Origin of the sequence: Pseudarthrobacter sp. WHRI 8279 (genome assembly GCF_040224115.2) — a bacterium.
In the GTDB taxonomy this organism is placed as follows: domain Bacteria; phylum Actinomycetota; class Actinomycetes; order Actinomycetales; family Micrococcaceae; genus Arthrobacter.
On the sequence record NZ_CP168162.1, the window covers coordinates 4,306,789 to 4,323,532 of the forward strand.

A 16,744-nucleotide genomic window follows, 5' to 3' on the forward strand; every position below is an offset into this window, starting at 1 on the left:
GGAATACAGTGATGGTGCCGGGCTGCCTCCGTCCCGATCCGGTATCACAGGGCCTCCCGCCCGCAGATCTACGCTTGGCTGCTCCACACCACGTTTTTCAATGATTTCCGGCCCAATGAAGGGGATAAGCATCATGACTGACCTGAGTGCATCCGAAAACACCGCATCCAATGAACGCAGCATCCGTGACTGGGCGGACCTGGCAGAGGAAATGTGGTCATATCTCACCGGCAAGGGTGCCGCGATCAACTACCAGTTCGTGGACATGACCATCGAAGTGCCGCGTGACATTGGCCCCGATGCTCCGCGCGCCACCTGGAAGCTGAACGGCAGCCTGCGCGTCACAACCAGTGACAAGGATGCTGCCGGCTCCGATCTGAACCGTGGCTGACGGAGATGGCTGAATACCGCCTGGACATGGACCTGGACTTTTCCTACACAGACGGGACCGGATCGGTCACTAGGGGAAGTGCCCGGTGCTCGGGCACGGACGTCACGGTGTCCATGGACAGCCTGGCACCCCTGGGAGGCGGAGGCATCCCGTCACTCGAGGAAATCAGGCCCCTGGCGGAGATGCTGGCAGGGAAGGGGCTCAGCGTCACCCTCTCCGGTCCCGACGGCAGCATCGTGAGCCTGGGCGCGGTGAAAAGCCCAGCCTCGCAGCGTCTGGTGACCCGCTCCCCGCACATCAAACTGGGCAAACTGGGAGCACTCGTGCCGATTGTCAGGCAGGGCCGGCGCAAGTCTGCGGCGGTCCCGCTGCTGCCGCCGTCCACCCCCTTGCCCCTGCTTCCCACCGTCCGGCGGAAAATCAGCCGCCGGATCACCACGACCCACTACACCCGGGGCAGCGGCCGGCCCCGGTTGATCTTCGTGCAGGACGCAGCCACATGGACCGGGCAGATCCCCCGGGAGGTAACGCTTGCGGGGGAGAAGACCACCATCGGAAGCGACCCGGGCTCCGACATCGTCCTGGACGGGCTGGAAGGGCTCCACGCCGAGATCAGGCATGACGAGCTGGACGAGTACGTCCTGGTGCCGCATGGGACTGTCAGCGGCAGCGTGGTGCAGGGCGGCCCTTCAGTGCTCCGTACAGGCGCCAGGATACAGATGGGGCAGTGGTGCCTCGCCTTCTTCCGGGAAGAATTCGCCGACCACGGGCGTCCTTACGGCGGCCGCAGCGGTGGGGAACTGGCTTACGAGCGCCCGCAGCTCGATCCGCGGACCGGAACTATGGAAAGGGACAGCTCGCGCGGCGTCACCTGACCCTGCTCTGCCTGACGGGCAATGGTCCTAGTCAGCCGTTTCCACATCCTTGGCGTCCATGATCCGGTACGCATAGCCCTGTTCCGCAAGGAACCGCTGGCGCTTGGCGGCGAACTCCTGGTCCAGCGTGTCCCGGGCCACGAGGGAGTAGAAGCGTGCCGAGCGGCCGTCCTTTTTGGGCCGCAGGAGCCTGCCCAGCCGCTGGGCTTCCTCCTGCCGGGAACCGAATGAGCCCGACACCTGGATGGCAACCGATGCCTCGGGAAGGTCGATGGAAAAGTTGGCCACCTTGGACACCACCAGGGTCTGGATTTCCCCGGCCCGGAAGGCGTCAAACAGTTTCTGGCGCACCTTCACCGAGGTGTCGCCCTTGATCACGGGTGCGTTGAGGCGCTCGCCGAGCTCATCCAGCTGGTCGATGTATTGGCCGATAACCAGCAGCTGTTCACCGGCATGCCGGCCAACCAGCTGCTCCACCACCTGCGTCTTGGACTCCGAGGTGGCGCACAGGCGGTATTTGTCCGCGTCCTCAGCCATGGCGTAGGCGACCCGTTCGTCCTTGGGCAGGTCGACGCGGACTTCCACGCAGTCAGCAGGCGCAATGTAGCCCTGCGACTCGATGTCCTTCCAGGGGGCGTCGTACCGTTTGGGCCCGATCAGGCTGAACACCTCGCCCTCGCGGCCGTCCTCCCGTACCAGCGTTGCCGTCAGGCCAAGGCGCCGCCTTGCCTGGAGGTCCGCCGTCATCCGGAAGATCGGCGCGGGCAGGAGATGCACCTCGTCGTAGATGATCAACCCCCAGTCGTGTCCGTCCACCAGTTCAAGGTGGGGGTAGAGGCCGCCGCGTTTCATGGTGAGGACCTGGTACGTGGCAATGGTCACCGGGCGGACTTCCTTGACCGCTCCGGAGTACTCGCCGATTTCTTCCTCGGTGAGGGACGTGCGCTTGAGCAGTTCATCTTTCCACTGCCGCGCGGCCACGGTGTTGGTCACCAGGATCAGGGTGGTGGTGGAGCCGGTGGCCATGGCCGCGGCCCCCACCAGGGTCTTCCCGGCGCCGCAGGGCAGCACCACCACGCCGCTGCCTCCGGACCAGAAGTTGTCGCTCGCCATCTGCTGGTATGGCCGCAGCTTCCAGCCGTCCTCATTCAGCGCGATCAGGTGCGGGGTGCCGTCCACGTAGCCCGCAAGATCCTCCGCAGGCCAGCCGATCTTCAGCAGCAGCTGCTTGAGCTGCCCACGCTGGGAGGCATGCACCACCACGGTTTCGCCGTCAATCCGGGGGCCCAGCAGCGGCTGGATCTTCTTGGCCCGGATCACTTCCTCCAGGACAGGATAGTCATCGGTCCGCATGACCAGCCCGTGCTGCGGGTCCTTTTCCAGGCGCAGCCGTCCGTACCGGGACATGGTTTCTTCGACATCGATCAGCAGCGAATGGGGTACCGGGAAGCGCGAGTACTTCAGCAATGTGTCCAGCACCTTCTCCGCATCCAGTCCGGCGGCGCGGGCGTTCCAGAGCCCCAGCGGCGTGAGCCGGTAGCTGTGCATATGCTCCGGGGCGCGCTCGAGTTCGGCGAAGGGTGCGATGGCATGGCGGGCTTCGGTGGCCAGCTCGTGATCCACCTCAAGCAAGATGGTCTTATCGCTTTGGACGATCAAAGGTCCGTCGTTCACGCCGGGAAGTCCCTCACTGGCGCAGATTCCCCTGCAGCCTCAATGTCGATGATGCGGTGGATGGACAGCACCCGTTCTGTTTCCTTGGCTGGATCAAATACCCGGACGCGTCCGCCGCTTACAGAGAGCGGAACAACCGTTTCCAGGTTGGCATTCCCCAGGCCGTCCACCACGTTCATGCTGATCCGCTGCTTGAGCCTGATGGCGCGCTGCAGGGCCTCGAGTCCCAGTTGCGTTCCCGTCTCGCCGGTGTGGTCTCCGGAGCCACCGCGGTGTCCGACGGCGGCGCCGCCCTGGCGCAGGACCGCGAGCTGGGCTTCCACCTCCTCCGTCCCGGGCGCCGTCCGCGGCGCGGTGTACACCGGGCGGGCGTCCTGGGCGGTGTGGGTTCCGCGGAGCCGGACCACGGGCTCATCCGCGCCGTCCACGGAAGGGGAGAGGCCCAGGCTGCGGAGAACCTGCGCGGTTTCCCGCGGCGGCGCGGAGGAGACCAGGACCGTGGGGGCGATCTTCTCCAGTTTCAGGGCAGCTGCCTTCGGCCCGGAAAGGAGCTCCAGCAAGGTGCCCTCGTCCTCGCTGTGGACAAAGCTGGCCGCTGTCCCCACGCGGAGCCTTCCATGACGCAGGGCTGTGTCCTCCACGAGGTATTGCAGCGGCTGGGGCACCGCGGTGGCGGAGTGCTCGCGAAGGAAGTCCATGATGCCGGCAGCGTCATATCCCGTGTCCAGGGCCCGCTTGATGGAGGCTTCCGAAAAGCGGTAGATGGTGGCCGGCCCCTGGCCTTCGGCATCAGCCAGGACCAGCAGTTTTTCGGTCAGTGCGGGGGCGAGGTACCCGGGGGCGACTGCGGTCAGGTCTGCCTGGAGCAGGACATGGCTCAAAGCCGCCGGCAGGTGTTCGCCCAGGATGGCAAGGGCGGCCTCAGGGTTGTCTTCCGCCAGCGCGCTGCCCAACTGGCTGAGGGCGCCGGAGCCCACCAGGCCCAGGAGCTCAGCCTCGCTGAGAACGCCGCGGATCATCGAGCTGAAGCGCCGTGCCATCCGCGGCTGGGCCCACTCGGCGCGCTGGAGAACCGCTGCCGCGTCCAGCACCGGGGCGGTGCCGTCCGCCGGGCCCGCCTCCACGGTCAGCTCGTGCAGGATTTCGAGGATGCGTTTGCGGACCAGCGGGGCATCAGGCCGTTGGGCTTCGGCCGACAACGCAATAATGGTGCTTCCAGAGGCGGAACGGTGCGCCGCCGGCCCGCCGCGCGAACCATTAATGGGTTGGCCCACCAGGGACGGTACCCGCTCGCTGGCCAGCCAGGCATTTACCAGCCAGAGCCACTGCTCCTGGCGCGGCAGGGCAAGCCATTCCAGCTGCGGAGGCTGGACCCAGGACGAGGAATCGACGTCCAGCCGGATCAGGCCTGCCAGCGCGGCCAGTTCCAGCAGGAGGCCCGCCTGCTGGTGGTCGATCCGCAGCAATTCGGCCAGCCGCCTCATTTCGCGCACCCCTACGCCCCCGCTGCGCAGCGTAGCCAGGGGCTGGTCCCGTACGGCGTGGAGGAGCTCGCCCATGAGCCGCAACGTTTCCGATATTGCGCTGAGCGCAGCGTTCCTGCGAAGTACCGCCGAGGTCCGGCCAAGCTCAGGGACGGGGGGCTGCAAAGTGAAATCATTGATGATCGCCCCGCCGCGCAGTGAGAGCCCCACGCTGTGGGGCAGCTCCAAGTGCGCGGCGTCCAGCGGCACCAGCAGTCCGCGTGCCAGCAGCCAGTCGACGGGCCCGACGTCGGACCCCTCCGTGGTGATGGAAGCCTTGCGTTGTGCCTGGGGGACTGCGCCCATAGCCCAGTTGCGGAACCTGGCGAGCAGCGCCGTCGTCCGCTCCGGGGCAGTAGACAGGATGCTGTTGAGGGCGTCAGGAGAGGAAGTCCAGTGCTGCAGCGCAAGCGCGGCCTCCATGGGCGTGGTGGCGTCATGGATGGCCACGCCGCTGCGGTGCAGCTCGGAGACCAGCTGGACAACGCGCTGCGCGAAGGCAGGCTGCAGCCGGACGAGTTCCGTGTAGCTCCTGCCCAGCCCGGCGGGATAGATCCCCACCACGTCCTTCAAGGAACCCACTGGCAGGTAGTGGCGCTGTTTTGCCGCAGAATCCGGGGTCCCGTGCGGAGGCTCGGCGCGGTGCACCAGCGCCAGCTCCTGCAGCGTATGCAGGATCCGCTCAACCGCGGCTCCCGACGATCCCGGAATCATTTTGCGGAGTCCGGCCGCCGAGGCGCTGTGCCCGGTGTCCGTATTGGTGCACAGGTGCAGTGTTTCGAGGACCTGCATTTGTGGCCTGTTAAGCCGCTCCAGCGCACGCTGCACGCTGAGCCGGGCGCTGGCCCGCGCCGCGAGGGCACTGAAGTCGGGGACAGGCGGAGAAATGAGGTCCGGCCGGGCGTCGAACAGCGCACGCAGGGAATCGTCGCTGCGTGCCTCCAGCTCCTTGCTCAACGCGCGAATGAGGGACATCAGTCCAACGTTACCGCTGGTCCGGCTTTCCTGCCCGGCGCCGCCCGGCAACGCTGTCCAGAACCAGGAAAAGCATCAGGAGGAAGGCGAGCGGCAGGCCGTAGAGCGCCGAGTACGTCACCCAGGCGGGGGCCACTGACCCCGCGAAAGCCAAAGCCATCACAGCCCCTACCGCCACCAGGGAGAGCACGGCGACAGCTGCGGCGGTGATCATCAGGGCACGCCGATAACGCGAGGGTGTCATGGACGTAACGCTACAGCTCCCGCACCCTCCGGCGTGAACGTTGCTCCGCGGAGCCCTTGAATGGCTCTGCGGGGCGGGTTAAAGCAGGAATAGGGCGGTGGGCAGGATAACCTTGAGGGATAGACCAACACGGTCTGCAGCCGCCATACCCTAAACCCGCACAGCAATGCGGATGCGGTGGCGGGCGGCCGTGTCAAAAGACGCAGAACGAAGAAGGTTGATTACGTGCCTACCGGCAAGGTCAAGTGGTATGACAAGGACAAGGGCTTTGGTTTCCTCGCGGGCGAGGACGGCCAGGAGGTATTCCTGCCTAAATCGTCGCTGCCCGAGGGCGTAACAGAGCTTAAGGCCGGCACCAGGGTTGAATTTGGTGTGGCTGACGGCCGGAAGGGCGCCCAGGCCCTGGGCCTGCGCGTGCTGGACAAGACACCCTCCATTGCCAAGGCAAAGCGGCCCAGTGCCAAGGACCTCGCTCCTCTCGTGCAGGATCTGGTGACGGTCCTGGACAATCTGTCCGGAACCCTCTCCGCAGGCAAATACCCGGAAGGCAACAAGGGCAAGGCCATCGCCGCTGCCCTGCGTAAGGTTGCCGACGAGCTGGACGTTTAGGCACTGATGAACCCCGAAGCTGAACAGCCGGTCCCAGCTGTGCCGGAACAGGACGGCACGACGACGGGTGGCCCGGGCGCCGCCGGCCCGGCCGTTGCAGGGGCCAGGGCTGTGTCCAAGCGCCGAGCGGGCGTCCCGGCATGGCGCACAGGGAAGCCGGATGCCTTCCTCGCCGCTGCCGTGGACACGGCGCGTTCGGCTGTGGAGGAAATAACGGCTGCGCCCACCATTGGCCGCCATCTGGCTGCCAAAAGCGAGGGCGACCGCCTGGTAACGCACCTGTTTGAATCCAGGTTGCCTGGCTACCTGGGCTGGCAGTGGTATGCGGTACTTACCCGCAACTCCCGCTCCAAGGTGGTCACGGTCAGCGAGCTCGGCCTGCTGCCGTCGGAAGATTCGATCCTTGCCCCGGAGTGGGTGCCGTGGGCTGAACGCGTCCGGCCCGAGGACGAGCAGGAACAGGACCAGGAGCAGGACCAGGTACGGGTAGGGAAACCGGAAACTGGCGGGCAGGAAACCAATCCGGCAGAAGGCGAGGCCCATGACGGCGCCCCGGGGGCCGGGAGCCAGGACGCGGCCGCAACGGAGCCTGCCGGAACCGGGCCCGTCGTTGGGCCTGCTGAAGCCGGAGCCGCCGCCCCTGGTGCGCCCGGCCCGTTCGCGGAAGCGCAGCCTGTAGAAGCCCAGCCCGTAGAAGCCCAGCCCACTGAAGACAGCGCCGCCAAGCCTTAGGCAGGCCGCACCCCAGGACGCAGTCTTCACCACGTACACAAAGGCGCCGCCCGGAACTGTTCCCGGGCGGCGCCGTCGTACATTAATGCCCTGCCCAGCTCGGTAAGGCCCGGCAGCTCGGTAACGCCCCCAGTTCGGTGAGCCGCGACCCTTTGGTGAGCCGCGGCCGGACTGCCGGCGGACCGCTACTTGCGCAGTTCGCCCACCACGAAGTCGATGCTGGCCAGCAGCGCAGAAACGTCGTCGGGCTCGATGGCCACGAAAGTGGCAATGCGCAGCTGGTTGCGGCCGAGCTTGCGGTAGGGCTCGGTGTCCACGACGCCGTTGGCCCGCAGGACCTTTGCCACCACGGCTGCATCCACTGACTCGTCAAAGTCGATGGTGGCGATGACGTTGGAGCGCTCGTCCGGGTTGGTGACGAACGGGGTGGCGAATTCGGAAGCTTCGGCCCAGCTGTAGATGCGGCCGGCGGAATCGGCAGTGCGCGCGGCGGCGAAGTCCAGGCCGCCGTTGGCGTTCAGCCACTGCACCTGTGCATCCAGTGTCACCAGGGTGGACAGCGACGGCGTGTTGTAGGTCTGGTTCAGCCGTGAGTTGTCGATTGCGGTCTGCAGGTCGAGGAAATCGGGGATCCAGCGGTCGGTGGACTTGATACGCGCCGCGCGGTCCAGGGCGGCGGGGGAGAACAGGCCAAGCCAGAGTCCGCCGTCGGAGGCAAAGTTCTTCTGCGGGGCGAAGTAGTAGACGTCGCTCTCCGCCACGTCCACGTCCAGGCCGCCGGCGGCCGACGTCGCGTCGACCAGCACCAGCGCGCCCTCGTCGGCACCCGCTACCCGCTTCACGGGGGCGGAGACGCCCGTGGAAGTCTCGTTCTGCGGCCAGGCGTAGGCATCGACACCCGCTTCAGCCTGGGCAGCAGGGCGCGTACCTGGTTCGGATTTGATGATTGATGAGGCATCCAGGAAGGGCGCCTTGTTGGTGGCGGCAGCGAACTTGGACCCGAATTCACCGAACGAGAGGTGCTGGGCCTTCTGCTCCACCAGGCCGAAGCTGGCAATGTCCCAGAACGCAGTGGAACCGCCGACGCCGAGGACCACTTCATAGCCCTCGGGGGCACGGAAGAACTGGCTGAGGCCCTCGCGTACGGACCCGACCAGGTTTTTCACCGGAGCCTGCCGGTGCGAGGTTCCGAGGATGGTTTTGGAAGCAGCGGAAAGCGCATCGATCTGCTCCTGCCGGACCTTTGACGGGCCGGCGCCGAACCGTCCGTCCTTGGGCAGGAGGTCGGCGGGAATAGTGATGCTGTTTTCGCTCACAGGTGCTCCAATGTCGGCGTGGACGCGGTTGGGGTCCGGACGGGTGGTTGGTTGGCGGACAGTCGGCTGTGACTGCGACTTTCGGCCCCCCTCATTCTGCCTGAACAGGCGGTGGGGCGGGAACCGGCACCGTCATAGTCCAGAAATTGAGACAGAGACCAAGACGTTGGGACGGGCCCCGGCGGCGGCCGCCAACTATTCGGACAAAGTCAAAATAGGCTAAGCTTTCCAACGGACTACGTCGCGCGGATGGCGATATACGGTGGGACAACGCAAGGTACTGCGCTCGAGGAGCTGAGCTGGATGACGGATCTGATCGACACTACGGAGATGTACCTTCGGACCATCTTGGAGCTTGAGGAAGAGAACATCGTTGCCCTCCGGGCCCGGATCGCCGAACGCCTGCGCCACTCAGGACCCACGGTCTCCCAGACCATCGGCAGGATGGAGCGGGATGGCCTGGTGGTTGTCTCCGGCGACCGGCACCTGGAGCTGACGGAAACCGGCCGGAAGCGCGCTACCGAAGTGATGCGCAAGCACCGGCTGGCGGAGCGGCTGCTGGCGGACGTTATCGGCCTGGACTGGGCGTACGTCCATGACGAAGCCTGCCGCTGGGAGCATGTTATGAGCGAACGCGTGGAGCGGCGCATCTACGAACTGCTTGACCATCCGACCGAGTCACCGTACGGAAACCCTATCCCTGGCCTGGCTGCCCTTGGGGGCCAGGCGTCCGCAGGCTTCGCTGACGGCGCCATCAGCCTGCTTGAAGCAATGAAGTCCTATGGCCCGGCGTCGGAGGTGACCGTAAGCCGGTTGGCTGAGCCGATCCAGGTGGAGCCCGAGCTGCTGGTCCAGCTGGATGAGGGCGGAATCCGTCCGGGAGCCGCAGTCTCGCTGGAGCGGGTGGGGGACTACATTTCGGTCCGGGTGCCCGGCATCGAAGGTGCGCTGGAGTTGCCGCCTGAGGTGGCGGCCCACGTCTTCGTCGCCATCCGGTAACTCTCCCGTTGTACCCGCTCGGAGCGCATCAGCCAAAGATAACGGAATTGTTACTTCGAGCCTTCTGGCCCTATAGTTAAACGCAAGCGTAGATACTAAAGCGTTACCTGATCCGGAGCCGAGCTCTGCCAGCGGATCAGGTGCACGAGTCATTACTGGCAGAGGCGGGGGAACCACAACCGGCAGACGGGGGACTGCCTTGGGGTGAAGTCCGTCAGCAGCAAGCCTCTTCCAGTGAAGGATCCTTCCGGGGATACCTCTGTGCCGGGCTTGCCTAGGCGGACCGGGTCTTTGAACTCTCTGACCCGAATCCGACAGCTAACTTCGCAGGCTTTCCAGAGAGGAACCCTTCTTGTCCATAGAGACCCCCAAGGGGCGCCGCCGCGCGGCGTCTCCCGTTTCAACGCCGCGCGTTGTCGAGGTCATCACCACGGAACGCCCCCGCGATCCGCACCGTGACGCCCGCCGCCGTCGAGGACCCTTCCGGCAGATCACCGAATTTGCCGCAGCCAGCGGGATCGCACAGAAGGCCGGAATCGCTCTTGCTGCCACCGGCCTGGTGTTGACAGTGACCGTTCCGGCAACAAGTCCCGTCATGGCAACCGACAACGCAAGCGGCGTTACCCCGGTGGCAGCATCTGCTGTTACCCCGCAGCCGCAGGTATCCGCGGAGGCCGGCGCCCAGATCGACTTCAGCCGCTCTGCCGTGGTGACCCAGGCAGACCCCGATGGCAAGCTGAAGCAGCTGCTCAGCGCCCAGTCCGCAGGTTCGGTGTCCCGCGCGGCCTCGGCCGGAAGCCTCGGCGCTCCGCTGGCCGCGCTCTCCACTGCCTCCGCGTTCGGTTACCGGGTCAGCCCCATCACCGGCGGCGCGGGTGACTTCCACCGCGGCCAGGACTACGTTGCCCAATGCGGCACCTCGGTGCTGGCGGCTGCCACCGGCACCGTAACGTTCGTGGGCTGGCACCAGTACGGCGGTGGAAACCGGGTGGTGGTGGACCATGGCAACGGCCTGGAAACCACGTACAACCACCTTTCGTCCATCAGCGTCACGGAGGGACAGACGGTCTCCCGGGGCGATGTCCTGGCCCTCAGCGGAACCACGGGTGCTTCCACCGGCTGCCACCTTCACTTCGAGGTGCAGGTCAACGGCGAAGTCGTCGATCCCACGGGCTGGCTGTAGTCAAATGATGGTTTGCTATCGAATCATCGTGACCCGCCGTGACCTGAATGTGACATTCACCGAAAACTGCTGTACCGTCTAACTCGCGTCAACTTTTCCGAAGTTGACGCTCTTGTGCGGATTGCCTAGCTCTGCCACCGCTCAAGGTCCGTTCGCATTTCATCGTCTGGCAGGGGCGGGGGAACCAATTTTGGTCTTTGCTTCAGCGAAGGCCTTGGGGTTAAGTCGCAAAACTTCCTTGGAAGCCGCGCGGCCGGGTGACTCCCATCCGAATCCGACAGCTCACCTCGCAGGCATTGGGAGAGGCTACCTTCGTGTCTTCACGCCATCATTCTGCGCGCCACCGTGCGCAAACGGTTCGTACCAACCCCTTGGACACAGTGTCCAAGGCTGTTAGTGCCAATGCCGGGACAGTAGGTCGCCAGGCTGCGGTTATCGCAGCTGCTTCCGGTCTCATCCTCAGCATGGGCCTGCCTGCCAACGCCGCGGACACCACCGCCGGCGTTTCCGCTTCCACCGAGTCCGGGTCTGCCCAGTCCGCCCTGGCGGTCACCGCAGCACCCACCGCGACTGTCTCCTTCGAGCGTCCCGTGGTGAAGACCACCGCCGCACCGAAGCCGGCTCCCGTGCGGGCGCAGTCCACCGATTCGGAGGACCGCGCTGCTGCCGCTACCCGGACGGCCTCCACCGCAGCGGCTCCCGAAGCTGCAGCTGAGAAGCTGGCAGAGACGGTTTCCTCGGCCTCCACCTCCGGCATTGCCGCACTCGCATACACCGGCATCGGCCGTCCCTACGTCTGGGGAGGCACCACCCCCAACGGCTGGGATTGCTCAGGGTTCACCCAGTGGGTCTACGCCCAGGCCGGCATCAGCATCCCGCGCGTCAACGCCTGGACCGCAATGACGCCCACCTCCACTCCGCAGCCGGGTGACCTGGTTATGCAGAACGGTGGCGCGCACGTGGGCATCTACGTGGGCAACGGCATGATGATCAGCGCGCTCAACCCCTCCCAGGGCACGCTCCTCCACTCGGTAGCCGCCACCGGAAGCTCCGCCTTCTTCACGATCAACAAATAGTTCTTGGGCCTTCGGGCCCAAGAACTATTTCTTTGCACCCCTTTCCACACACCACATCCCCGTTCGGGGCCTGCCGGCGTACCCCCAAGATGCCGGCAGGCCCAGACCCCTTGGTGCCCACAACGGCCTGAGGAAAACGAAAGAGAGAACTGATGACTACTCGTGCCACCGCACGGCATCGCGCCGAAGTCACCAAGACCAACTCAATCGCTGTTATTGCCAAGGCTGTTGGCGACAACGCCGGTGGCATGGGCCGCCAGGCAGCGGTTATCGCCGCCGCTTCCGGCCTGGTGCTCACCAGCGGCATCGCTGCAAACGCAGCTGACTCCAGCGTCCAGCGCGACTCTGCCCCCGCGTCCACCCTGGAAGTAGAGTCCTCCGTCGAGGCGCCGATCTCCGCTGCCTCCACCATCGCCATCACCTTCGAAAAGCCGGCCGTTACCACCACGCCCGCGCCTGTCGTCGTTGTCGAGGAAGAGCCCGCGCCTGTTGAGGTCAAGGAAGCCGAGCCGGCTCCGGCCGCCGCCCAGCCTGCTGCAGCCCCCAAGGTAACCGCCAAGGTAACCACAGCCTCCGCGCCCGCTGCAGCTCCTGCTGCTTCCGCCAGCGGCAAGGGCGCAGCCATCCTCTCGGCAGCGTACGCCCAGCTGGGTGTCACCCAGGACTGCACCATGCTGGTCACCAACTCCCTGGCAGCAGTGGGCATCAACTTCCACGACTGGCCCGCAGGCTACCTCTCCCTGGGCCGCACCGTAAGCGCCGCCGAAGCGCAGCCCGGCGACCTGATCTACTACGCAGACGGTGGCGCAGGCATGGCCCACATCGCTGTCTACGCGGGCAACGGCCAGGCCGTCCACGGTGGATACAACGGAAACCAGACGGTCGTCTTCAGCGCCAACGTTGGCTCCGGCCCCGTTTTCATCCGCGTGAACTAATTAGCTCCGCGCTAGGCCGTCCCACAGGGGCGGCACAAGAACCCCTGCCCTGGCGGCAGGGGTTCTTGCTTTTAAACGCCGGTTGGGTGGCTACCGGCCAGGCGCAGCCCCCGGCCGCCCGATACGCCCGCTGGCCCGACACGGCAGTTTTGGGAAACCGCGATTAGCTGATAGTGGGCTTCTATGTTTACTCTTGTGGTGTCGATCCATAGCCCGGACATGCCGAGGGCAGCCGGCCCTCGTGCCCCTGACGGGTGCGGCCGTGAAGAGGTACGTGCATGCGCACTCTCGTTCTGAATGCTGGATATGAACCGCTGGCGGTTATCACGTTCCGCCGGGCGCTGGTGCTTGTGCTCACGGGTAAAGCCAGTGTGGTTGCTGAGGGTGACGATCCCGTGGTGGGCCCCCAGGAGATATTGGGCCGCCCGTCCGTTATCCTCCTGAACCGCTATATCCGTCCGAGGTACAACCAGGCCACCGCTGTCAGCCGCCGGGGCGTGCTGAGGCGCGATGGCCACCGGTGCGCCTACTGCGGAAAAGCGGCCCACACCATCGACCATGTCCACCCCAAGTCCCGCGGCGGTGCGGATTCCTGGGAGAACCTGGTGGCGGCCTGCCTTCGTTGCAACAACGTCAAGGGCGACCATACTCCTGCTGAAATGGGGTGGAAGCTGAGATTCGTCCCGGAACCCCCGCACGGAACCATCTGGCAGATCAAGGAACTCGAAAAGCCCACCCCTGCGTGGGATCCGTTCCTGCTGCCCGAGCGCGCAGCTTGACCCCAACCTGCACCAGGCATTCCTGATCCATACAGCTAGGCTGGGGGAGTGGAAGAGAGCCGGTTGCCTTTCGATGCCGTGATCCTGGCCGGCGGCCGGTCGTCCCGGTTGGGCGGAGTGCCCAAGCAGGACCTCGTGTTCCACCATGCCACCCTCCTGCAGCGGGCGCTGGCCGCGTCTGCGGGCGCCACCAGCACTGTGGTGGTGGGTCCGCGCGCAGATTCTACGGTTACGGGGGTGATCTGGTGCCGGGAAGAGCCTGAGTTCGCGGGTCCGGCAGCTGCTATCTCCGCCGGGCTGGAGGCTCTTGCGCGGCACTGCAGCCCCGCATCGGAATACACCCTCGTGCTGGCGTGCGATATGCCCCTTGTCCAGGATGCCGTGGCGGTGTTGAAGGAAGCGCTGGTCCCGGCAAGGGGAGACGGAGTCATGGCCCGCTCTGCTGACGGGACCCTCCAGCCGCTGGCCGGCATGTACCGCACGGCTGGGTTAAAAAGGGCGGCAGCGGAACTGGCTGCACGCGGTACGCTAATCAACGGCTCCGTGCGTTCGCTGCTTGCTAGTCTGGAGGTGCAGCCTGTCACCGTCCCCGCAGGTTCCACGGCCGACGTGGACACGTGGGATGATGCCGCCGCACTAGGGATTGCCGCCGGGAGCCAGGACAACAGCCAGGACCGGCGCAGCCGCAGTTAACTTGGGAGGCACGTTCGTGAAGAGTCAGGATGAAACGCTGGAGGAGTGGTGCAGGTCCCTGCTCCAGGCCTATGAGCTTGAGGACGTCCAGGTGGATGTCAACGCCATCCTTGCCTTGGCTGGCGTGGCCGCCCATTCAGTGGTCCGCCCGGCAGCGCCGCTGACCACCTTCATTGCCGGCTACGCCGCTGGCCTGGCATCCGGGTCCGGGCAGCCAACGAACGCCGCTTCCATGGAATCCGCGCTCGCCGTGGCCCGTGCCCTGGCCGCCGACTACGATGCTGAAGCCGCCGGGACTCCCGGCGGATGACCAGCGACGCCCAGAAGGAACCAAGCAAACCCGACGCTGACCATCCCCGGCACCTTGACCACACGTGGGACGAGGCCCGCGAGGCCGCCTTTGACGCCGCCCATCCGATTCCCGCCGGACCGGTCGCGCTTGAACTGGCGCTCGGACGAAAACTTGAGCAAGATATTGTGGCGCTGCAGGACATGCCCCACTATGCGTCGTCAGCCATGGACGGCTGGGCGGTGAACGGCACCGCGCCGTGGATCCTTGTTGAACCCGGCACCCCCCTTGCTCCCCACCAGGCCAGTCCTATCGCCACAGGGGGGCTCATCCCGCTGGGTGGCAAGTCGGTACTGCGCAGCGAAAGCGCCCGGCTGGACGAGGACGAGGATGGACTGCCCATCCTGGTAACCGGCGGGACGGCCCGCCCCGGCGAGCCCCGCACCGGCCAGCATGTGCGGAAAGCGGGTGAGGAGGCTTCGGAAGGTGACGTCCTTGTCAAGGCAGGAGTGGTGCTCAACCCCGCGCATCTGGCGCTGGCTGCCCTTGCCGGGTACGACGAACTTGTGGTCCAGGGTAAGCCGATGGTCCGGCTGCTGCTGACCGGTTCCGAGGTGGTTGGCCACGGCGTGCCCGTCCCCGGGCAGGTCCGGGACACCTTCGGCCCGCAACTGCCGGCAGTGGTGGGCATGCTGGGCGGGATACCCGGCGGACAGCAAAGGATCGGCGATTCCTATGCTGAGTGGCTCGGCGCACTGGAGGACGTGGTGCCGGAGGAGCCGGGTGCACCGGACCTGCCGGCCGACGTCGTCATTACCACCGGCGGGACGGGAAAATCCGGCACGGACCATCTTCGCAGGGCCGTAGCGGAGCTGGGAGGCCGCTTGATCATCGACGGCGTGGCCATGCGTCCGGGGCATCCTGCCGTCCTGGCCGAACTTCCGGACGGACGCTTCGTGCTGGGATTGCCGGGGAATCCGCTTGCCGCCATGATCGCGCTGTCCACGGTGGGCGCGCCGCTGTTGGCGGCGCTGGGACACGGCGACATGCCGGCGGTGCAGGAAGTGCCATGCGGAACCACCCTTGAGCCGGAACCCGGGCGCACCCGCCTTATGCCGTTCCGCCTGCTCTACGGGATGGCCTCGCCCGCCCAGCACACCGGCCCCGGCATGATGCGGGGACTGGCCTCCGCCGACGGCGTAATGGTTGTTCCTCCCCACGGGGTGAAGCTCGGCGAACTGGTGCCTGCCTTCGCCCTGCCCTGGGGGCCGCCCATCCCTGCGCCCCCCGACCCCAACGCCAAACCAAAGACACGCAGCGCGGGACGGACGGGCCGGACAGCCGCCAAACCCGCAGCCGCCGGTCCAGTGGACTGGAGCGAGCTCCTTGGCTGACGAGGCCAGGGGAACGGCCGCTGCGCTGGCATCAACCCTGGGCGGTTGCGATGATGGAGTCATGAACAGGAACGGTGGGACATGGGACGTGTAACCCAGCGCCGCAAGGTGCACAAGTACGTGCTGGATGGCTCCCCGAACGCCCTCGAGTTCCCGGTCCGGTACCGGGAGGATGTCCTGGCGGTGGAGGAACCGCTGGAAATCCGGCTGGGCAGCATGTCCTATTCCGTGACCATGCGGACCCCTGGCCATGACTTCGACCTGGTGGCCGGGTTCCTGGTGTCCGAGGGCGTCATCTGGGATTCCGGGCAACTGGTGTCGCTGCGCTTCTGCGCCGGCGAGGACGAAAACGGCGTGCAGACCTTTAATGTGGTGGAGGCCCAGTTGCGGCCGGATGTAGAGGCTCCGTCCATGGGCCGGCATGTGTACACCTCCAGCTCATGTGGTATTTGCGGCACCGATTCCATCGAGTCCGTCAGCAAGTCCTCGCACTTCACCCCCGCCGCGGATCCCCTGAGCGTTTCCGCCGAGGTGCTCGCCTCGCTTCCGGACATTCTTCGGCAGTCCCAGCGGCTCTTCGATGACACTGGGGGTGTCCACGCAGCGGGCCTCTTCCGCATCGGGGACGACGGCGGCGCGAACCTTCTGTGCCTCCGGGAGGACGTGGGACGGCACAACGCCGTGGACAAGGTAGTGGGGTGGGCCTTGCGTGAAGGCCTGCTGCCCCTCAGCGGCACGGTCCTCCAGGTCTCGGGCCGGGCATCCTTCGAATTGGTCCAGAAGGCTGCTTTGGCCGGGATACCTGTCCTGGCTGCCGTGAGTGCGCCATCCAGCCTTGCAGTTGAACTGGCTGAGGCCAGCGGCCTGACACTCGCTGGCTTCAGCCGGGGAACCAGCCTCAACATCTACGCAGGCGACGGGAGGATACGGCGCCCCGTAGTTGCTGCGCCGGCGTAGGCCAATCCAGCCCACTGCCCCTTGAACCTCCTTGCAGTCCCGGAGCACTCCCCGAGCACGCCGGAAACAGTCCGGGAAACGGTTTCAAAAGGGTTGGTAA

17 protein-coding genes and 2 riboswitches are annotated in these 16,744 nt (G+C 66.0%); of the genes, 13 read left to right on the plus strand and 4 right to left on the minus strand.

Translation table 11 applies throughout. The annotated features are described in order from the left end of the window. Positions 1-133 precede the first annotated feature (133 nt). Both ABRP28_RS19775 and ABRP28_RS19780 read left to right on the plus strand, forming a co-directional pair. Positions 134-391, plus strand: a complete 258-nt coding sequence (locus ABRP28_RS19775; RefSeq protein WP_066273863.1) for a hypothetical protein — start codon at positions 134-136, stop codon at positions 389-391. A gap of 5 nt (positions 392-396) precedes the next feature. After that, a complete protein-coding gene (locus ABRP28_RS19780; RefSeq protein WP_350004875.1) occupies positions 397-1,266 on the plus strand; it encodes an FHA domain-containing protein in 870 nt (289 codons plus the stop codon). A 27-nt stretch (positions 1,267-1,293) separates the two neighbouring features. On the opposite strand, the gene ABRP28_RS19785 is transcribed toward ABRP28_RS19780, so the two are convergent. The 3 genes from ABRP28_RS19785 to ABRP28_RS19795 are packed head-to-tail and all read right to left on the minus strand — an operon-like array spanning position 1,294 to position 5,682. Then, on the minus strand, positions 1,294-2,940 hold the full coding sequence (locus ABRP28_RS19785; RefSeq protein WP_350004873.1) for a DNA repair helicase XPB: 1,647 nt from the start codon (positions 2,938-2,940) through the stop codon (positions 1,294-1,296). Next, on the minus strand, positions 2,937-5,438 hold the full coding sequence (locus tag ABRP28_RS19790; RefSeq protein WP_350004871.1) for a helicase-associated domain-containing protein: 2,502 nt from the start codon (positions 5,436-5,438) through the stop codon (positions 2,937-2,939). Before ABRP28_RS19790 ends, ABRP28_RS19785 begins: the two co-directional genes overlap by 4 nt. A 10-nt stretch (positions 5,439-5,448) precedes the next feature. Further along, positions 5,449-5,682, minus strand: coding sequence for a hypothetical protein (locus ABRP28_RS19795; RefSeq protein ID WP_350004869.1), 234 nt, complete (start codon positions 5,680-5,682; stop codon positions 5,449-5,451). Positions 5,683-5,907: 225 nt separating this feature from the next. Here ABRP28_RS19795 and ABRP28_RS19800 point away from each other — a divergent pair, with 225 nt between their 5' ends. Together ABRP28_RS19800 and ABRP28_RS19805 are read left to right on the plus strand one after the other, a co-directional pair. After that, positions 5,908-6,291, plus strand: a complete 384-nt coding sequence (locus ABRP28_RS19800) for a cold-shock protein (RefSeq protein WP_066273868.1) — start codon at positions 5,908-5,910, stop codon at positions 6,289-6,291. Positions 6,292-6,297: 6 nt separating this feature from the next. Then, a complete protein-coding gene (locus ABRP28_RS19805; protein ID WP_350004867.1) occupies positions 6,298-7,023 on the plus strand; it encodes a DUF3027 domain-containing protein in 726 nt (241 codons plus the stop codon). Positions 7,024-7,208: 185 nt separating this feature from the next. On the opposite strand, the gene serC is transcribed toward ABRP28_RS19805, so the two are convergent. Further along, positions 7,209-8,339, minus strand: coding sequence for a phosphoserine transaminase (serC, locus tag ABRP28_RS19810; RefSeq protein WP_350004865.1), 1,131 nt, complete (start codon positions 8,337-8,339; stop codon positions 7,209-7,211). 303 nt (positions 8,340-8,642) lie between these two features. Between serC and ABRP28_RS19815 the strand changes: the two genes are divergently transcribed. From ABRP28_RS19815 to fdhD, 9 genes are all read left to right on the plus strand, one after another. Next, positions 8,643-9,338: a metal-dependent transcriptional regulator gene (locus tag ABRP28_RS19815; protein WP_350004863.1), complete on the plus strand. Its 696-nt coding sequence runs from the start codon at positions 8,643-8,645 to the stop codon at positions 9,336-9,338. A 106-nt stretch (positions 9,339-9,444) separates the two neighbouring features. Continuing rightward, positions 9,445-9,686, plus strand: a riboswitch (cyclic di-AMP (ydaO/yuaA leader). Between the two features lie 10 nt (positions 9,687-9,696). Further along, complete coding sequence (locus ABRP28_RS19820; RefSeq protein ID WP_374152991.1) at positions 9,697-10,521, plus strand: M23 family metallopeptidase; 825 nt, start codon at positions 9,697-9,699, stop codon at positions 10,519-10,521. A 136-nt stretch (positions 10,522-10,657) separates the two neighbouring features. Further along, positions 10,658-10,831, plus strand: a riboswitch (cyclic di-AMP (ydaO/yuaA leader). 70 nt (positions 10,832-10,901) lie between these two features. Continuing rightward, entirely contained in the window at positions 10,902-11,597 is a 696-nt protein-coding gene (locus ABRP28_RS19825) for an NlpC/P60 family protein (RefSeq protein ID WP_350004859.1), read from the plus strand. 152 nt (positions 11,598-11,749) lie between these two features. Further along, on the plus strand, positions 11,750-12,532 hold the full coding sequence (locus tag ABRP28_RS19830; RefSeq protein WP_350004857.1) for an NlpC/P60 family protein: 783 nt from the start codon (positions 11,750-11,752) through the stop codon (positions 12,530-12,532). A gap of 278 nt (positions 12,533-12,810) precedes the next feature. Beyond that, the gene (locus tag ABRP28_RS19835) at positions 12,811-13,311 is read left to right on the plus strand and encodes an HNH endonuclease (RefSeq protein ID WP_350004855.1); all 501 of its coding nucleotides are present in this window, start codon (positions 12,811-12,813) and stop codon (positions 13,309-13,311) included. Positions 13,312-13,359: 48 nt separating this feature from the next. Next, complete coding sequence (locus tag ABRP28_RS19840) at positions 13,360-14,004, plus strand: molybdenum cofactor guanylyltransferase (protein ID WP_350004853.1); 645 nt, start codon at positions 13,360-13,362, stop codon at positions 14,002-14,004. Positions 14,005-14,020: 16 nt separating this feature from the next. Beyond that, the gene (locus tag ABRP28_RS19845; protein ID WP_231457541.1) at positions 14,021-14,314 is read left to right on the plus strand and encodes a DUF6457 domain-containing protein; all 294 of its coding nucleotides are present in this window, start codon (positions 14,021-14,023) and stop codon (positions 14,312-14,314) included. Then, positions 14,311-15,687 (plus strand): molybdopterin molybdotransferase MoeA, encoded by a 1,377-nt coding sequence (locus ABRP28_RS19850; RefSeq protein ID WP_350004849.1) that lies wholly within the window; start codon positions 14,311-14,313, stop codon positions 15,685-15,687. Before ABRP28_RS19845 ends, ABRP28_RS19850 begins: the two co-directional genes overlap by 4 nt. 81 nt (positions 15,688-15,768) lie before the next feature. Next, positions 15,769-16,644, plus strand: a complete 876-nt coding sequence (gene fdhD, locus ABRP28_RS19855) for a formate dehydrogenase accessory sulfurtransferase FdhD (protein ID WP_350004847.1) — start codon at positions 15,769-15,771, stop codon at positions 16,642-16,644. The last annotated feature ends 100 nt before the right edge of the window (positions 16,645-16,744 follow it).